Genomic DNA, 17974 nt, shown 5'->3' with positions numbered 1-17974 from the left:
GTCGGCGGATGCGGGTACCCCTTCCCGGCGGAATCCGTAAAACGAAGGAGGGGCCGACGGTGCGATAAAAGCACTCGAAAAGGGGATCTCTCCGCGCGAAAGGGGCGTTCCGCTGGGAGCGTGGGGCGCATGTCTCCCGTCCCGCCCCGCCTGAGCGTCATCGTCCCCGTCTACGACGTCGAGACCTACCTCCCCGCCTGCCTCGACTCACTCGCCGCGCAGACGCTGCGCGAGATCGAGGTGATCGTGGTCGACGACGGCTCGCCCGACGGCTCGGCCCTCATCGCCGAGGAGTACGCCCGGCGCGACGGGCGCTTCCGCCTCGTCCAGCAGGAGAACCAGGGGCTCGGCGCGGCACGCAACACGGGGATCGACGCGGCCCACCCCGCGAGCGAGTTCCTCGCCTTCGTCGACAGCGACGACATGGTCCCCGCCGACGCCTACCGGCTCATGCTCGCGAGCCTCGACGCGAGCGGCTCCGACTTCGCGACCGGCAACGTACGCCACATCAACTCCCGGCGCGTGTGGCAGTCGCCCATGCACCGCTTCCTCGGCGCGGGCGCCGAGCAGCGCACGCACGTGACCCGCAAGCGGAAGCTCCTCACCGACCGCATCGCCTGCAACAAGGTCTTCCGCAAGGACTTCTGGAACCGCCACGGGCTGCGCTTCCCCGTCGGCGTCCTCTACGAGGACACCCCCGTCATCGTCCCCGCGCAGTTCCTCGCCGAGGCCGTCGACATCGTCTCCGAGCCCGTCTACTACTGGCGCATGCGCGAGGGCGAGGCAGGCCCGTCCATCACCCAGCGCCGCACCGAGCCGAAGGCGGTACGGGACAGGGCGGCCGCCGTCACGCAGGTGAGCCGCTTCCTCGCCGGACGCCCCGAACCCGAGGCCGCCCCACTGCGCGCCGCCTTCGACCGCAACGTCCTCATGAGCGACCTGTGGGCCTTCCTCAAGGTCCTCCCCGAGGGCGACGCCGCATACCGCGCCGCCTTCGTCCGCGCCGCCAACGCCTTCCTCGACTGCGTCGACCCGCGAACCGTCCACCGGCTGCCCACCCAGGCCCGCATCAAATGGCTCCTCGTGCGCAAGCACGAGACCGAGGCGCTGCTCGGCATCCTCGCCGAGGAACGCGAGGGCGGACGAGGCCGCGTCCACGGGCGGCTGCGCAAGTACGTCTCGTACGCGACCGCCCCCGCCACGGGCGGCCCGCTGCCCCGGCGCGTTCACCGCATCGACCGCGACCTGCACCTGTTCGCCACCCTCAAGGAGCTGTCCTGGGAGAACGGCGGGCTGCGGCTCACCGGGCATGCCTGGATCGACAGGATCGACCAGCCGGGGCCGTTCAGCGCCGTCAAGGCCCTCGCCCTCGCCGAGGAGGGCACCGGGCGCAAGCTCGTGCTGCCCACCCGCAACGTCCGCCAGCCCGAGGCGACCGCGCTCTCGGGCCGCAAGCAGCACAACTACGACTGGTCCGGCTTCAGCCACCTCATCGACCCCGCCCGGCTGCGCCCCGCGGGCGGCTGGCGCGAGAGCGTGTGGAAGGTCGGGATCGTCACCGCGAGCGGCGGGCTCGTACGGCGGCGCGGACTCGCGGCGAAGGGCCCCGACTCGCCGGGCAACCCGCCGTACCAGTGGCTCGACGAGGACTACAGGCTCCTCCCGTACAGCGAGCGGGGAGTGCTGCGGCTGCGCGTCGAACGCGTCCACGCCCTCGTCACCGGCCACCGCGCGCTCGGGGACGACGCGGTCGAGATCGCCGGCACGCTGCGCCGCCCGATGGGCGAGGGCGACCGGCTCGTCCTGCGCCTCACCAACCGCAGGACCGGCGAGATCCACGACCACGGCGCCGAGGTGCGGCCCGGCGGCGCGCACACGGACTTCACGGTCCGGGTGCCGCTCGACGCGGTCGGGCTGCTCCCGGGGACCGGCGCCGCCGAGACCGGCGAGACCGCCGAGGCGGGCCAGGAACGCGAGGACGCCCGCGCGGCGGCCGACGCGAGCAGGGGCACCGCCACCGCGGACGCCGACCTGCGGCCCGTACCCGCGCGGGAGAACGGGAAGCCCGACGCTCCCGCGGGCACCCCCGGCCCCGCCGCCGCCTCCGCCCTCCTCGCCGCCCGCAGGACCTGGAGCACCAGCCTCGTCGTGATCCCGGCGAAGGGCCCGCGCCGCCACTACTCGACCGTCGTGCGCGACGGCCTCGACGACCTCCAGGTCAGGCTGCCCGCGCGCCTCGCGCCCGGCGCGGAGAACTATGAGGTCGCGCTCCTGAGCGGCAACAACGGCTACCTCAAGATCGTCGGGCGCGCCCTCCAGGCCCGCCTCACCGACGTGACGTGGCAGGACGACGCGTACACCCTGCGCGGCAGCGCGCCGCTCGACCTCGAAGGCGCCGCGTTCGTCGTCACGGCGCGCGACCGCTTCGAGGAGCACACCGGTGAGGTGCGCGCGCTCCCCGGCGGGCGCTTCCAGGCGCGCTTCACGCCCTCGCGCATGTCCGGTTTCCGCGGGCAGCTCCCGCTCGCGAGCGGCCGGTGGAACCTCTTCCTGCGCGTCCCCGGACACCCGCTGGACGTGCCCTTCACGATCGACAGGCTCGCCGTGCCGGCCTTCCCCGTGGAGGGAGCGGCCGACGGGCGCACGTTCGCCCTCCAGGCCCGCTGGCACGACTTCCCGCAGCTCAACTGCCCCTCAGGACTGCGCACGGAGGAGCGCGGCGTCTACCACCAGGCCCGCCTGCGCAGGGACGTCTACGAGGCGGGGCGCGCCAGACCGCTGCGCGACGCCGTCCTCTTCATCAGCTACAACGGCAAGCAGTACTCCGACAGCCCCCGCGCCGTCCACGAGGAGCTGGTCCGCCGCGGCAGCGACCTCGAACAGCTCTGGCTCGTCCGCGACGACCAGGCGGCGCTGCCACCCACCGCGCGCAAGGTGCGGCTGTGGAGCGAGGAGTGGTACGACGCCCTCGCCCGCGCCCGGTACATCGTGACCAACGCGCACCTGCCGCACTGGATCGAGCGCCGCCCCGGACAGGTCATCGTGCAGACCTGGCACGGCACGATGCTCAAGAAGATCGGCCTCGACATCGAGGCACCCGCCTTCAACCCGGAGTACCACGAACAACTCCGCGCCGAGTCGAAGAACTGGTCGCTCCTCGTCTCCGCGAACCGCTTCAGCACCCCGATCCTCACACGCGCGATGGGCTTCGACGGCGAGATCCTGGAGACCGGCTACCCCCGCAACGACGTGCTCTACGCACCCGACCACCCCGAGCGCGCCAAGGAGATCCGCGAATCCCTGGGACTGCCGCCCGGCAAACGCGTCGTCCTCTACGCCCCCACCTGGCGCGACGACGACGCCCACAGCCAGGGCCGCTTCCGCTTCGACCTCAAGCTCGACACCGAGCGCGCCCGCGAAGAACTCGGCCATGACCACGTCCTCCTGGTGCGCCGCCACTCCAACACCGTGGACGGTGTGGCGGGCGCGGGCGACGGCTTCGTCTTCGACGTCTCGGAGTACCCGGACATCGCCGACCTCTACCTCGCCGCCGACGTCCTCGTCACCGACTACTCCTCCGTGATGTTCGACTACGCGCACCTGCGCCGCCCGATGGTCTTCTTCACCTACGACCTGGAGCACTACCGCGACACCCTGCGCGGCTTCTACTTCGACTTCGAGCGCAACGCCCCGGGACCCCTCGTCCGCACGACGGAGGAACTCCTCTCCGCCCTGCGCAACATCGACCGCGTCGTCGCCGACTACAGCGAGCGCTACCAGCTCTTCCACGAGGAATTCTGCGACCTCGACGACGGCAACGCCTCGGCCCGCGTCGTGGACCGGATGCTGGCGGAGGGGACCGCGGGGAGGGCAGGGGCGGAAGGGGCCTGACGCCGCACGGGAACGGCGCGGGGCCCCGGAACCGATGGATTCCGGGGCCCCGCGCCGTGGTCAGGGCTTCGCCCGCGCTCAGCTCTCGTGGCGCAGTTCCTCGCCCCTGCGCAGCAGCCGGTCGATGACCCTGCCCGTCGCCTGCCCGTCGTCGAGTCCGCAGAAGCGCTCGTGGAAGCCGCGGTAGCGCTCCGCGTACGTCGCGCGCACGGTGTCGATGTCGCGGATCGCGCTGATCAGCTCGGCCGAGTCCTGGATCAGCGGACCCGGTGCCTCGCGCTCGAAGTCGAAGTAGAAGCCGCGCAGGACATCGCGGTAGTGCTCCAGGTCGTACGTGAAGAAGAGCATCGGCCGCTGGAGGTTCGCGTAGTCGAACATCACCGAGGAGTAGTCGGTGACGAGGATGTCGGCGACGAGGTAGAGGTCGGCGATGTCCGGGTAGTCCGAGACGTCGAAGACGAAGCCGTTGCCCGCCCCGCTCACGCTGTCCACCACGTTCGAGTGGCGGCGCACCAGGAGGACGTGGTCATGGCCGAGCCTGCGCTCGGCGTCCTCCAGGTCCAGCTGGAGATCGAGACGGAACTGCCCCCTGCTGTGGGCCTGGTTGTCCCTCCAGGTCGGCGCGTACAGGACGACCTTCTTGCCCTCGGGCAGCCCGAGCGCGCGCCGCACCTCGGCCGCGCGCTTCTCCTTGTCCGGGGCATGGAGGTAGTCGTTGCGGGGGTAGCCGGTCTCCAGGATCTCGCCGTCGAAGCCCATCGCGCGTGTGAGGATCGGGGTGCTGAAGCGGTTCGCGGAGACGAGGAGCGACCAGTTCTTCGACTCGGAGCGGAGTTGTTCGTGGTACTCCGGGTTGAAGGCGGGTGCCTCGATGTCGAGGCCGATCTTCTTGAGCATCGTGCCGTGCCAGGTCTGCACGATGACCTGTCCGGGGCGGCGCTCGATCCAGTGCGGCAGGTGCGCGTTGGTCACGATGTACCGGGCGCGGGCGAGGGCCTCGTACCACTCCTTGCTCCACATACGGAGCGGACGCACCGTGCCGGGCAGCTCCACCTGGTTGTCCCGCACGACCCACAGCTGTTCGAGGTCGCTGCCGCGGCGGACCAGCTCCTCGTGGATCGCCCGGGGGCTGTCGGAGTACTGGCGTCCGTTGAAGCTGATGAAGACGACCTGGTCGCGCAGGGGGAGGGAGCGGCCGGCTTCGTAGGCGTTCTTCAGGAGACGGGCCTGGTGGTACGGTCCCTGCTCGCTGACATCCAGGTCCGAGAGGCAGTTGAGCTGCGGGAAGTTGTACCAGCGGGCCTGGAACTCGAAGGTGTCGCCGCCCACCGTGCCCACGACGGGGAACCGTTCCACGGCGAGCCGGTCGATGACGAACGGGATGTCGAGCGGGCGCCCGGGAATCCGCAGGAGGAAGTTCCAGCGTCCCGTGCGGAGCGGCAGGTTCTTGTGCGGCCCGGACATCCGGCCGGGGCTGAACGAGGCGACGAACGTGCCGTCCGGCAGGATGCGCAGTTCGCCCTGCTTCTGGTCGCTGCGGCTGCGCGCGGAGACGAAGAAGGAGGCCTCGTCGAGGGGGACCGGAGCCGAGCCGTGCAGGACGAAGCGCTCCCCGGTCCACTCGACCTTGGTGAGGCGTGCCTGGAGCGGCCGGCCGGTGAACTTGAGATAGCCGTTGTTGCCCGGCTGGCAGGCGACCTCGTAGTCCTCGGCGCCGGGGGCGAGCGCGCGGGACAGCGCGAACTGCGCGTCGGGGAGCCCCGCCGCCACGACGGTGGACAGGTTGCGCGCGGTGCCGTCGGGAGCGGTCACGATGAGCGCGGTGCTCCAGTTGCGCCGCGCGGCGAGCGTCGTGGCGTCCGGCTCCTCGGCGCGCGGGTACTCGGGCAGCAGCGCGATGTCCGCGAGCGGGACGAGGACGTCGAAGTGCGTGTCGGCCCCGGCCTGGGGGCGCACCGTGACCGGGTACTCGATGATCTCGCCCGTGCCCCGGTTGGTGACCTGGAGCGCGACGCGCTCACCCGCTCCGACCGGCACCCGTATCTCGCCGCTGACCGCGATCGAGCCGTTCACCTCGCGGTACCCCGTGACGAGCGCGCGGACACGTTCGATGCGCAGCCGCAGGGCGCCCTTCTCGGCGAAGGGAAGGAGCCGGTGGTCGCGGTCGAGCCACTGGTGGGGGGGAGCGCCGGGGCTGTCGGGGCCCTTCGCGCTGATGGCCCGTTTACGCAGCAGACCGCCGGAGGTCATGGCCATCCCGACGCGCCAGACGCCTTCTTCCCAGGTGTCGCCCTTGCACAGGCGTCGCGGGTCGATCTCGACTTCCCAGCCGGACCAGTCGTAGTTGACGTCGCTGGTCTTCGACGCGGCGGTCGCCTCGGGGGTGTGGACGTTGGGCGTCGGGATCAGCAGCGGGCGGCGGCTGCCGACCTTCTGGATCGCGAGGACCTTCACCGCGCTGTGCTTGCCGGGCTGGCTGACCCGCTGGATCGCGGCCTGCCCCGCGAGCCGCAGGCGCCCGCCCTGCCAGGACACCTCACGCAAGGACGTCCACAGCTTGAGGTCCTGGTCCAGCCGCAGGGCCTTCTTGGGGAGGACCTCGCCGATTCCCTTGACGGAGGGGAAGCTCGCGTATTTGCGCAGCAGCCCTTCGACCTCGCCCCGGTCACCCCGGCGTTCGGCCTCCAGCAGGGCCACGAGTTCCGCGAGGGCGTGCTTGCGGACCAGGAGCCACTTCAGCCGCGGCTGGGACTGCATACCGAGGACGATGTCGGGATCGATGCCGTTGAGGAAACGGTTCACACCACGGATGAACTCCGCGCGGAACTCCTCGTCCGCTTCGGGCAGAACGGTCAGGAAGAGCCGGAGGTCACTGGTGAGAACCGAACGGTCGTAGGCGAGTTTCAGGTCCTTCGCCTCGGGTTCCGGGCGTGCCGCCAGGAACTTGCTGACGCTCTCGACCGCGGCGATCCGGTCGCGCAGCCCCCGCACCTCCGTGCGGCGCTGGGTGATCGAGGGGGCACCTTCGCCGTCCCGGAGCCGCCAGTGGTACGTCGGCTCGCCGATCACGTCGACCGCCTCGGCGAGGAAATGCGCGGGCACCATCACCGGCGTGTCCTCGTACAGCACTCCTTCGGGGAACTCCAGGGAGTGCTTCTCCCAGAACGCCCGCCGGAACACCTTGTTCCACGCCGTCCGGTCGCCCAACAACGACTGGTTCTCGTTCACATGCGTCCGCTTGGCCGCCCCGTCCCGCAGGAAACGGTGCATCGGAGACTGCCACACCCGCGTCGAGTTGATGTGCAGCACGTTCCCCGAGACGAAGTCGGAGCCGCTCTCCTCCAGGCTCGTCACCATGAGCCGGTACGCGTCCGGCGGCACCGTGTCGTCGCTGTCGACGAAGGTGAGGAACTCGCTCGCCGGGTGCAGGTGCTCGACGCCCGTGTTGCGGGCCGCGCCGAGACCGGCGTTCTCCTTGCGCACCAGCCTGAAGCGCGAGTCCGCCGCCGCGTACTCGGCGCATATCCGTGCCGAGTCGTCGGGCGAACCGTCGTCGACCATGATCACTTCGAGGTCGCGGAAGGTCTGCGCGCGCAGTGAGTCCAGACAGGCCGGGAGATACGCCTCCACGTCATAGACGGGGACGATGACGCTCAGGCGCGGAGCCATGCGGGAGGAGTCCATTCTTCAGGGCGTGAGGTGGTGAGGTGTTCAGGCCGTCTCGGCGCCGGGCGGCTCGGGAGAGGTGACGGGCTCACCGGCGCCGGAGAGGGGAGGGAGCGGGAGGCCACCGGGCGCGGGGCGGTCGTCCAGCCGGTTCTCGTCCGAGCCGTGACCGGCCCGGTTCACGGGGACCGGCTGCCGCGGGATGCTCATGCCGTGGGCCTGCTGCGGGAACAGCTCGGAGTACGCGGCGAGCGCCTCGTCCACGGGCGCGGCCGCCGCCCTCTCGTGGGGCGCGCGCGTGGGCGGGGGACCGAAGAAGGAATCGGCGTCGAGCGGGGCGGAAACGGGGAAGGGCTCGGGCGCGGACGTGGCCCAGGCGGGGACCGAGCCCCCGGGCACGCTCTCGTCGGCGTCGGCGTCGGCGTCGGCGTCGGCGTCCGCGTCGAAATCGGTGTCGACATCGGCGTCGGTCTCGGTGTCGACATCGGTGTGGGTCTCGGCAGCGGCAGCGAAACCGGCGTCGTCGGCGTCCGGCTCGTCGTCCAGGTCCTCTTCCTCGCGCTGCTCCTCGCGGAGTTCGGCGGAGGGGAACTCCGCGACGCGAGCGGGCTCCGGCGAGGCCACGGACTCCACCCAGGACGCGGGCTCCACGACGTACTCCGGCTCCGGTACCGACACGGTCTCCGGTACGGACTCGGTCCGCGCCGTGCCTTCGGTCCGCGCCGTGAAGCCGGGCTCCACCACGGGCGCGGGTCCGGCCGCGTACACCGCCTCGGCCGCGTACGGCCGTTCCGCCCTCTCCGTCCTCCCGGTCCTCCCCGCCGGCGAAGGGATGCGGACGGTGCCCGCGAGTTCCGCGGGGGACGGTACGTGCGGGCGTTCGGCGAGCGGGGTCACGGGTATCTCGCGGTCGTCGCCGAGGAAGACCTTCCGTACGACGCGCTCGGCCGCCCGGCCGTCGTCGAAGTCGCAGAAGCGCGCGCGGAAGGCGGCGCGCCGCCGGTCGGCCTCCGCGCCGCGCCAGGCCCCGCCGCCGAGTACGTCGATCAGCTCGTCCTGCGTGCGCGCGAGCGCGCCCGGTGCCTCGGACAGGAGGTCGAAGTAGACCCCGCGGACCGTCGAGTAGATCTCCCAGTCATCGGCGAAGATCACGATGGGCCGGTCCAGCACCGCGTAGTCGAACATCGCCGACGAGTAGTCGGTGATGAGCGCGTCCGCCGCCAGGTACAGGCTCTCGACCCGGGGATGCGCGGACACGTCGATGATCCGCCCCGTCGCGCGCAACTCCTCGACCTGCGGCGAGGGCTTGTAGAAGTAGTGGCCGCGCACCAGGAGGACCGTGTCGGGCCCCAGCTCGGAGGCGACGCGCGCGAGGTCGAGACGGGGCCGGAAGCTCTTCTCGTAGTCGCGGTGGGTCGGCATGTAGAGCAGCGCCGTGGTGCCCTCGGCGAGGCCGAGTTCGACGCGGGCGGCCAGCACGTCCGCGGCGCTCGCGTTGACGAGGGCGTCGTTGCGCGGGTAGCCGGTCTCCAGCGTCTCGTAGCGGCTGGGGTACACGCGTTCCCAGACCCGCGTGGAGTGGGCGTTCGACGAGAGGCTGTAGTCCCAGCGGTCGCAGCGCCGCAGCAGGTCGTCGAAGTCCATGCTCGTGGAGACCGGGTACTCGCGCTGGTCGAGGCCCATCTTCTTGAGCGGGGTGCCGTGGTGCGTCTGGAGGTGGACCTGCCCCGGGCGCTTGACGAGGCGGTCCGAGAAGTTGACGTTGTTCACCAGGTACTTGGCGCGCGCGGCGACCGTCCAGAAGTCCCGCGAACCGAGCGGTACGGCCCGTACCCCGCGCGGGACGCTGTCCATCCTGTCCGGGCGCACGGCCCACACGCGGCGGATGTGCGGGGCCAGCCGGGCGAGTTCGGCGTCGATCGCCGCGGGGTTGCAGGAGACCGAACGGCTCCAGTACGCGGAGAAGAGCGCGAGGTTCTCGTCGAGGTCGGTGTGCTGCTGCGAGCGGTAGAAGAGGCCCATCGCGCGCTTCTTGGAGCCGCTGACGGCCTTCCGCGCCTTGGTCCTGACGACCTGGCGGGTGCGGACCGCGGTGGCGGAGCCGCTCATGAGGGCGTACGCGTCGCGCTCCAGCATCGCGAACTTGTAGCCGTCGCGCCCGGGCGGCCGCTCGAAGCCGGCCGGGACCCGGCGGCGGTAGTCCTGTGCCGCGCGGTGGAAGAACTCCGCCTTCGCCTCCTCGGGCAGCCGCCCGGGCCGCTCCAGGATGGTGAGGTAGTGGTCGATCATCTTGCGGAACAACGGCCCGCGCCAGCGGTCGAGTTCGGGGCGGCTGTCCAGGTAGGCGAAGACGCGGTCGTACTGCTCGAAGGCGTCGAAGTGCTTGCGGCTGACGGTGCTCAGGATGTTGCCGCCCTCGCGCCGCTGGCGGTAGTGGACGCACACCCGGTCGAGCACGGCGAGCGAGTCAGCGGCGGCCAGGGCGCAGTACGTCCAGGGGGCGTCCTCGTAGTAGCCCGCGGGAAAGAGGAGTCCCGCGCGTTCCACGAACTCCCTGCGGTACGCCTTGTTCCAGGCCACCTGGAGGAGGTTGAGCAGCTCCGGGCGCTCGGTCAGGGGGAAGGAGGCGGGGCCGTCCTCGTGCAGGTGCCGGGCGAGCGAGTTGCGTACGAGGCGCCCGTCCCAGTAGGAGCGCGCGTAGTCGTAGACGAGGATGTCGGGCGAGGCCGCCGCCGCCAGCCGGTCAGTCATCGCGCGCAGGCTGCCGGGCAGCAGGACGTCGTCGCTGTCGAGGAAGAGGACGTAGTCGCCGCGCGCGCGGGCCAGACCCTCGTTGCGCGCCTTGCCGAGGCCGACGTTCTCGGGCAGGTGCACCGCCCGTACGCGCGCGTCGTTCGCCGCGTACTGGTCGAGGATCTCACCGCACACGTCGGGTGAGCAGTCGTCGATCGCGATCACTTCGAAGTCGCCGAAGTCCTGTCCGAGGACGGAGTCCAGGCACTCACCGAGGTATGCCTGCACCTTGTAGACCGGTACGACGATCGAGAAACGCGGCATCTCTGAAGACCTGCTCCACGGACCTGAAGGACGGGGGACTCGCGCGACCCTGTGAGCCGGCCGAGCGCTGCGACAGTTTATGTGATTCTTTTGAAGTTTCCTGAGAGAAGGTAGTGCTATTGGCTTGGGTGGTGTTGTCGCGTTTCGCTCTTTATCTGATCGCAAATGCGGACAGATGGGCGGAAGGTGATTCACCGCGCGGCTTCCCCTCGGGGTGATTCGAGTCACGCCGAGGCTGTGCGACGCTGCTGCGACGCTGCTGTGAGCGAGGGAGAGGTGCCGGGATGACGTGGCTGGTGACGGGTGGGGCCGGGTACATCGGGGCGCACGTGGTGCGGGTGCTCGTCGAGGCGGGGGTGCCCGTCGTGGTGCTCGACGACCTGTCCACGGGGGAGCCCGCGCGGCTGCCCGAAGGGGTACCGCTGGAGACCGGGAGCGTGCTGGACCGGGCGAGGCTCGACGCGGTGCTCTCCGGGTACGGGGTGACCGGGGTGCTGCACATCGCGGGCAAGAAGCAGGTCGCCGAGTCCGTCGAGCTGCCGCTGCACTACTACCACGAGAACGTCGAGGGGCTCCGCGTCCTCATGGAGGCCATGCGCGCCGCGGGCGTCGACCGGCTCGTCTTCTCCTCCTCCGCCTCCGTGTACGGCGTGCCCGAGCCCGAACTGGTCACCGAGGACACCCCCTGCCTGCCGATCTCCCCGTACGGAGAGACGAAGCTCGTCGGCGAGTGGCTGCTGCGGGACGCCTCGGTCGCGTACGGGCTGCGCACCATCGCCCTGCGCTACTTCAACGTCGTCGGCGCGGGGCTGCCCGAACTCGCCGACAAGGGCGCGGCGAACCTCGTCCCGCTCATCTTCGAGCGCCTCGACGCGGACCGCCCGCCGCTCGTCTTCGGCGACGACTACGACACCCCGGACGGCACCTGCGTGCGCGACTACGTCCACGTGCAGGACATCGCCGAGGCCCACCTCGCCGCCGCGCGCCGCCTCGACGAAGCCGCCGAGGGGACCGCGCTGCGGCTCAACATCGGTCGCGGAGAGGGCAGTTCCGTACGGGAGATGATCGAGCGCGTGCTCAAGACGACCGGCCGCACCGACCTCGTCCCCGAGGTCGTCCCGCGCCGCCCCGGCGACGCGGCCCGCTGCGTGGCCTCCGCCGAAGCGATCCGCGCGGAGCTGGGCTGGAGCGCGCGCCACGGACTCGACGAGATGATCGAGTCGGCCTGGCAGGGCTGGCGCCACCTCCACGCCTGAGCCCGGCCCGGGCCCGTACGGACGAGAACGGCGGCCCCTCCCCGTGGCGCGGGGGAGAGGCCGCCGTCGGCGTGTCAGGCAGGGGCCGTCAGTCCCCCGTCGGCTCCAGCGAGTCCGCCTCGGCGGGAGCCAGGGCGTCCGCGGCGAACTCCCGCTCCTCCTCGCCCTCGGCCCGCGCCGCACGCGTCGCCGCCACGCGGTCCGACTGGGTGGGCACCAGCGTCGTCGCCCCCTCGCGGGCCTGCTGGCGCGCCTCGCGCTCCAGCGCCTTGGCCGACAGCGCCTCGACGGCCCGCGCGAAACGGGACTGGGCGCTCGGCTCGTCGGGCCCGAGCAGGTGCAGCTTCAGCTCCTCGCGCGCCCGCGCGAACTCGTCCCGCGCGGGGTTGCGCACCGCCGCGAGCAGGTCCGGAATCCGCGCCGCGTCGGGGGTGAGGATCGTCGCCGCCCGTACGGTCGGGAAATCGGCCCGGAACTGCGCCTCGCTGATCCCCGCCGTGTTCGCCACCGCGTACGGCTTGCCGCTCGCGAGGTAGTCGGAGACGACGCTGGAGACATCGCTGATGAGCAGGTCCGCCTGGTTGAAGCAGGAGTAGAGGACGGGGCGCGCGTCCGTGATGATCTGGTGGGCGTCCTCGGGCAGCGAGGCCCAGTAGGCGTCCTCCCAGCGGCGCGTCGCCTCGGCGACGGCCTTGTCGCGGCCGCCGGACGGCGTGCCCTGGACGAGCATGCGTTCCATCTCGTCCGAGCCCGTGCGGTAGTCGGCCGCGGTGAGCCGGTCCAGCTCGGCGGCGAGCCGCTCCAGCTCGGGGGAGCCCTTCGGGTCCTTGACCGCCGGGCGTCCGCCGTTCGCCGCGCGGATCAGCTCCTGGATACGGGCGTTCGCCGCGCCCGCGCGCGGGTCGACCGAGCCCGTCATCGGGTGCGGCTTGTAGAGGAGCCGTACCTTCGGGTCGGCGAGCAGCTGCCGGACGATGTTCTCGCCCGCCTCGATGATCGAGGTGTTGCCCGGCTGCCCGTCCCAGCCCTCCCACGTCGGCGCGTAGAGCACGGTCGTGACGGGCCTGGCGGGGGACGCCGTGTCGATGCCCTTGAGCTGCGGGCGGCCGATCTCGACGATGTCCCTGTCGTCGACGCCGACGTCCGCGAGGGCGTACCGCTCGCGCGCCGCGGGCCCGGCGACCCACACCTCGTCGTACGCCTTCGCGTACGGGTTGCAGCTGGAGAGCTTGTCGCTCTCGCCGTGGTTGACGAAGGCGTGCTTGATGCCGGGCATCCGCAGCACCTGCGAGGTCTTGCCCGAGTTCGACGGGTGGATGAGCGACTTCAGCGTCGACTGCTCGATCCGCATGAGGTGCGCGACCTTCGGCAGGCACAGGATCGGCAGGTCCGTCGCGGCGATCTTCTGCACCATGAACCGCTCGCGCAGGATGATCACGGGACGTCCGGGCAGCTCGGCGAGCGGCTCCAGCCACATGTTCGCCTGGTACGCGGAGGAGGCGCCGCCCGAGAAGTACATCCCGGTCGTCGGGCGGTAGGCGGCGAGCCACGTGTCGAGCCAGGCGAGGGCCCGCTCCTCGTTGAGCGCGCGGCGCCGGGGCAGCAGGTGCACGGCGAGCAGGACGATCCCGGCGCACGAGAGGACGAGCGAGACCGCGATCCCCGCGAGCGCCCAGCCGGTCTCGTCGGCGGCGACGGTGGCGAGCAGGCCCACGGTCGCGGGGAGCCCGAAGCCGAGCAGCCGGTGCCCGGGCCTGCGCAGGAGCAGCGCGGGCGGAGCGGGCGTGAGCCGCAGACCGCTCGTGTCGATGTTGCGGGTCACGAAGGGGAGCGTGCGGGTCCTGCGGACGAGGATCGCGCCGCCCTGCGAGACGAAGTGCAGCCCGTACACGCCGAGGAGTCCCAGGAGCAGCGCCGTCCAGGCGCCCTCGTGCGCGGCCCCCGCGGTGCGGACGACCCCCACGACGAGCAGGAGGTCGCGCAGCACCTGGCGGAGCGTGGCGTCCACCCGCAACCGTCCGAGCTGCGCGAGCGTCTGCTTCAGCCAGCGGTGCAGTACGAGTTCTGTCACCAGGCCCACGGCGGAGGCGCCGACGAGCAGCCAGGGCAGCGCCAGAGCGGCCCCCACCGCCGACGCCACGAAGCTCGCGGCGAGAACGGCGGCGGACAGCAGTCTGCCGAGGGCCTGACTGCGAAGAGCGAGAGAGGTGGGGGGCACTACTCAGACTCCAAGGACTCGGATCGGGGAAGAGGACACGTACACATCCGGAAGCAGGGTCACAGGGGGGCGTGACAAGGGACCCGCGGCGGCGCGGACCGTCGGGTACAACGGTATGGCGACGCTTTGGGTAGCGGGTGCGGGCGGCGGACCGGGAACACTTGGGGGAAGTTCCGCTGTCGCCGTCCGGCCCTCCTGCCCGTCCGGTATTCGATCATGCTCGTGAAATCAGCGAACCCGCCGGTCAGAAGGACGACTCCACTCCACCCTTCCACGTCCTGCCCGGCTTTCCCGAGGGCATTGTTGAGAAGAGTGTGAGAAGAATACGACGGTTGCCTGTGATCGCTCGCACGCGGTGTCCGATACCTCACACCCGAGCGCGGGACCGACCCCCGCTTCAGCGCGGGACCGACCCCCGCTTCAGCGCGGGACCGACCCCCGCTTGAGCGCGGGACCGACCCCGCAATACCCCTGAAGGGCTCGGAAACGCCCGGAAACGGTCCGGAAGGCCCTGGAAACGTCCGCCAGACGAAACGCGGAGGTGCCCGCCCCGCCCGCGCGGTTAGATTGCCGCGACACGAGGAAACACCGGAACGGCGGGTCCGCCGGGCCGGGGAGCCAGCGGGCAGGGAAGTGGGACAGCGCGTGACAGCGGCAAGGCAGCGGGTGGCCGAGGCCCGCAGGATCGTGGTCAAGGTCGGCTCCTCCTCGCTCACCACGGCCTCGGGCGGACTCGACGCGGACCGCGTGGACGCCCTCGTGGACGCCCTCGCCGGCGCGCGCCGCCCAGGGAAGAGGGACCTCGTCCTCGTCTCCTCGGGCGCCATCGCCGCCGGGCTCGCCCCGCTCGGCCTCACCCGCCGCCCCCGCGACCTGCCCAGGCAGCAGGCCGCGGCGAGCGTCGGACAGGGCCTCCTCGTCGCCCGCTACACCGCCTCCTTCGCGCGGTACGGGGTCCGGGTCGGCCAGGTCCTCCTCACCACCGCGGACACGAGCCGCCGCTCCCACTACCGCAACGCCTACCGCACGCTCGACGAACTCCTCGCGATGGGCGCGCTGCCCGTCATCAACGAGAACGACACGGTCGCCACCGACGAGATCCGCTTCGGCGACAACGACCGTCTCGCCGCGCTCGTCGCCCACCTCGTCCACGCCGACCTCCTCGTCCTCCTCTCCGACGTCGACGGGCTCTACGACGGAGACCCCGCGGCCCCCGGCACCTCGCTCGTCCCCGAGGTACGGGACGCCACCGAACTCCAGGGCATCGAGATCGGCAGCGCCGGCCGCGCCGGAGTCGGCACCGGAGGCATGGTCACCAAGGTCGAGGCCGCGGCGATCGCCGCGGCCGCGGGCGTCCCCGTCGTCCTCACCTCGGCGAGCCGCGCCGCCGAGGCCCTCGCGGGCCGCGCCACCGGCACGTACTTCCACCCCACCGGCCGCCGCTACGCCGACCGGCTCCTGTGGCTCCAGCACGCCTCGACCCCGCAGGGCGCGCTCGCGCTCGACGCCGGGGCCGTACGCGCCGTGGTCGGCGCGAACGCCTCCCTGCTGCCCGCGGGGATCACCGGCGCGACGGGGCGCTTCAGCGCGGGCGACCCGGTCGAACTCCGCGACCCCGACGGCAGGCCCGTGGCACGCGGACTCGTCAACTACGACGCCGAGGAACTGCCCAGGCTCCTCGGGCGTTCGACCCGCGAACTCGCCAAGGAACTCGGCCCGGAGTACGAGCGCGAGGTCGTCCACCGCGACGACCTCGTCCTGCTGCGCCGCCCCTGAGACCCGTCCCCCCTCCCTCGCACCACCCTCCGAACGCGTTCCCGAGCGCACGCCCACGGCCGAAAGCGCTCACCCCGGGGGTCGCGCTTGGGCAAAACCCCTTCGCACGGAGGCCGGGACTGCTCCACTTTGAGGGGGCGGCCCCCGCGGCAGGCGGGGGCCCGCGGTCCGGCGGGACGGAGGCCGTGGTGGTACGAGCACAGCCAGGGGCACGGCCCCGGACGCTCAGCAGCGTGCGGAACGTGGAAGTGCGGCGCAGGGAGCAGCGCGAGCAGGAGGAACGCCGCCGCGAGCCCGAACAGGTCACCCCGGCGCCCCCGCACGCGCGCCTGTGGCACGTGACCCTCTCGGTCTCGGGCGAACGCACCCCGCTCCCCGATGTGCGCAGGGCACTCGAACAGCTCGCCCACGACCACCCCTTCCTCCTCACCAGCCGCTACGCGGCCGACCACGCCGAGATCCGCTACTGGGAAGAGGCCCGCGACCTGCACGACGCGGCCGCGCTCGCCCTGCGCCTGTGGGGCGAACACCGCCATACGGCCCACCTCCCGCCGTGGGAGATCGTCGGCCTGGAGGTCATCGACCGCGAGACCTACCACCACCGGGTGGCGGAGAACGCGGGCCCGCTCCCCGCGGCGCCGGTGGGGGTGCACCCGTTCCGGGGGCGGGACGAGGGATCGTAGGGACAGTTTTCAGCCAAACAGGAACCCCCGCTCCCGCAGCCGCTCCGGCGACCGGGGAACCGGCCGGAGGCGGAGCCCCGCGACGTCCACCGGGTGAAACGCCCACCGTCGACTCCCGCCCCCGGTCTACGCTCGGCGCATGACCCAGCTCTCCCCGTACGACACGATGACCCCCGTAGCCCAGACGACCTACCGGGCCCGCGCAGCGGCAACAGAGCTGGCCCCCCTGACCCGCGCGGTCAAGGACGACGTCCTCCTCGCCATCGCCGACGCGATCGAGGTCCGTTCCGCCGAGATCATCGAGGCCAACGCCCGCGACATCGCCCGCGCCGAGGAGGCCGGCACGCCCGAGGCCACGGTCGACCGTCTCCGCCTCACCCCCGAGCGGGTCCGCGCCATCGCCGCCGACGTCCGCGGCGTCGTCGCGCTGCCCGACCCGGTCGGCGAGGTCGTCCGCGGCTCGACCCTCCCCAACGGCCTCGACCTGCGGCAGATCCGCGTCCCGCTCGGCGTCGTCGGCATCATCTACGAGGCCCGCCCCAACGTCACGGTCGACGCCGCCGCACTGTGCCTGAAGTCGGGCAACGCGGTGCTGCTGCGCGGCTCGTCATCGGCGATCGAGTCGAACACGGCGCTCGTCCGCGTCGTGCGCGACGCGCTCGGCGGCGCGGGCCTGCCCGCCGACGCCGTGCAGCTCGTACCGGGCGAGGGCCACGAACCGGTGCGCGAGCTGATGCGGGCGCGCGGCCAGGTCGACGTGCTCATCCCGCGCGGGGGCGCGGGCCTGATCCGTACCGTCGTCGAGAACAGCACGGTGCCCGTCATCGAGACGGGCACGGGCAACTGCCACGTGTACGTGGACGCGCAGGCGGACGTCGACATGGCCGTCGAGATCCTCATCAACTCCAAGGCGAGCCGCCCGAGCGTGTGCAACGCGGCGGAGACGCTCCTCGTGCACCAGGACATCGCCCCCGCCTTCCTCCCCAAGGCCCTCGCCGCGCTCGCCGAGGCCGGGGTCACGGTCCACGGCGACGAGCGAATCCTGGCCCACGCGGACGGCAGCGGGGCCACCGTCGTCCCCGCGACGCCCGAGGACTGGGAGACCGAGTACCTCTCCTACGACATCGCCGCCTGCGTCGTCGACGACCTGGACCGCGCCGTCGCGCACATCCGGCTGTGGTCGTCGGGCCACACCGAGGCGATCGTGACGACCTCGCAGGCCGCCGCGCGCCGCTTCACCCAACTGGTCGACTCGACGACGGTCGCCGTCAACGCCTCGACCCGTTTCACGGACGGCAGCCAGTTCGGCTTCGGCGCCGAGATCGGTATCTCGACCCAGAAGCTCCACGCCCGCGGCCCGATGGGCCTGCCCGAACTGACCTCCACGAAGTACGTGGTCACGGGCGACGGCCACGTCCGCTGAACGC

The 17974-nt window shown here is 71.9% G+C and carries 8 protein-coding genes; 5 read left to right on the top strand and 3 right to left on the bottom strand.

The features are described from left to right. Window positions 1–129: 129 nt before the first annotated feature. Entirely contained in the window at window positions 130–3891 is a 3762-nt protein-coding gene (locus ACQYWQ_RS08765) for a bifunctional glycosyltransferase/CDP-glycerol:glycerophosphate glycerophosphotransferase (RefSeq protein WP_431033535.1), read from the top strand. Window positions 3892–3969: 78 nt separating this feature from the next. Here ACQYWQ_RS08765 and ACQYWQ_RS08760 read toward each other — a convergent pair whose 3' ends face one another. Beyond that, the gene (locus tag ACQYWQ_RS08760; RefSeq protein ID WP_431033533.1) at window positions 3970–7560 is read right to left on the bottom strand and encodes a bifunctional glycosyltransferase/CDP-glycerol:glycerophosphate glycerophosphotransferase; all 3591 of its coding nucleotides are present in this window, start codon (window positions 7558–7560) and stop codon (window positions 3970–3972) included. A gap of 42 nt (window positions 7561–7602) precedes the next feature. Beyond that, window positions 7603–10614, bottom strand: a complete 3012-nt coding sequence (locus tag ACQYWQ_RS08755) for a bifunctional glycosyltransferase/CDP-glycerol:glycerophosphate glycerophosphotransferase (RefSeq protein WP_431033531.1) — start codon at window positions 10612–10614, stop codon at window positions 7603–7605. Window positions 10615–10898: 284 nt separating this feature from the next. On the opposite strand from ACQYWQ_RS08755, the gene galE reads away from it, so the two are divergent. Continuing rightward, window positions 10899–11870, top strand: a complete 972-nt coding sequence (gene galE, locus ACQYWQ_RS08750; RefSeq protein ID WP_431033528.1) for a UDP-glucose 4-epimerase GalE — start codon at window positions 10899–10901, stop codon at window positions 11868–11870. Between the two features lie 88 nt (window positions 11871–11958). Here galE and ACQYWQ_RS08745 read toward each other — a convergent pair whose 3' ends face one another. Then, complete coding sequence (locus ACQYWQ_RS08745) at window positions 11959–14088, bottom strand: hypothetical protein (RefSeq protein WP_431033526.1); 2130 nt, start codon at window positions 14086–14088, stop codon at window positions 11959–11961. A 666-nt stretch (window positions 14089–14754) separates the two neighbouring features. Here ACQYWQ_RS08745 and proB point away from each other — a divergent pair. From proB to ACQYWQ_RS08730, 3 genes are all read left to right on the top strand, one after another. Continuing rightward, a complete protein-coding gene (proB, locus tag ACQYWQ_RS08740; RefSeq protein WP_431039115.1) occupies window positions 14755–15864 on the top strand; it encodes a glutamate 5-kinase in 1110 nt (369 codons plus the stop codon). A 233-nt stretch (window positions 15865–16097) separates the two neighbouring features. After that, window positions 16098–16547, top strand: coding sequence for a hypothetical protein (locus tag ACQYWQ_RS08735; RefSeq protein ID WP_431033524.1), 450 nt, complete (start codon window positions 16098–16100; stop codon window positions 16545–16547). 139 nt (window positions 16548–16686) lie between these two features. Next, the gene (locus ACQYWQ_RS08730) at window positions 16687–17970 is read left to right on the top strand and encodes a glutamate-5-semialdehyde dehydrogenase (RefSeq protein WP_431033522.1); all 1284 of its coding nucleotides are present in this window, start codon (window positions 16687–16689) and stop codon (window positions 17968–17970) included. The last annotated feature ends 4 nt before the right edge of the window (window positions 17971–17974 follow it).

Origin of the sequence: Streptomyces sp. P6-2-1, assembly GCF_050613165.1 — a bacterium.
Lineage (GTDB): Bacteria > Actinomycetota > Actinomycetes > Streptomycetales > Streptomycetaceae > Streptomyces.
Note: the sequence above shows the minus strand (reverse complement) of the source record. Positions and strands in the feature narration are given on the sequence as shown.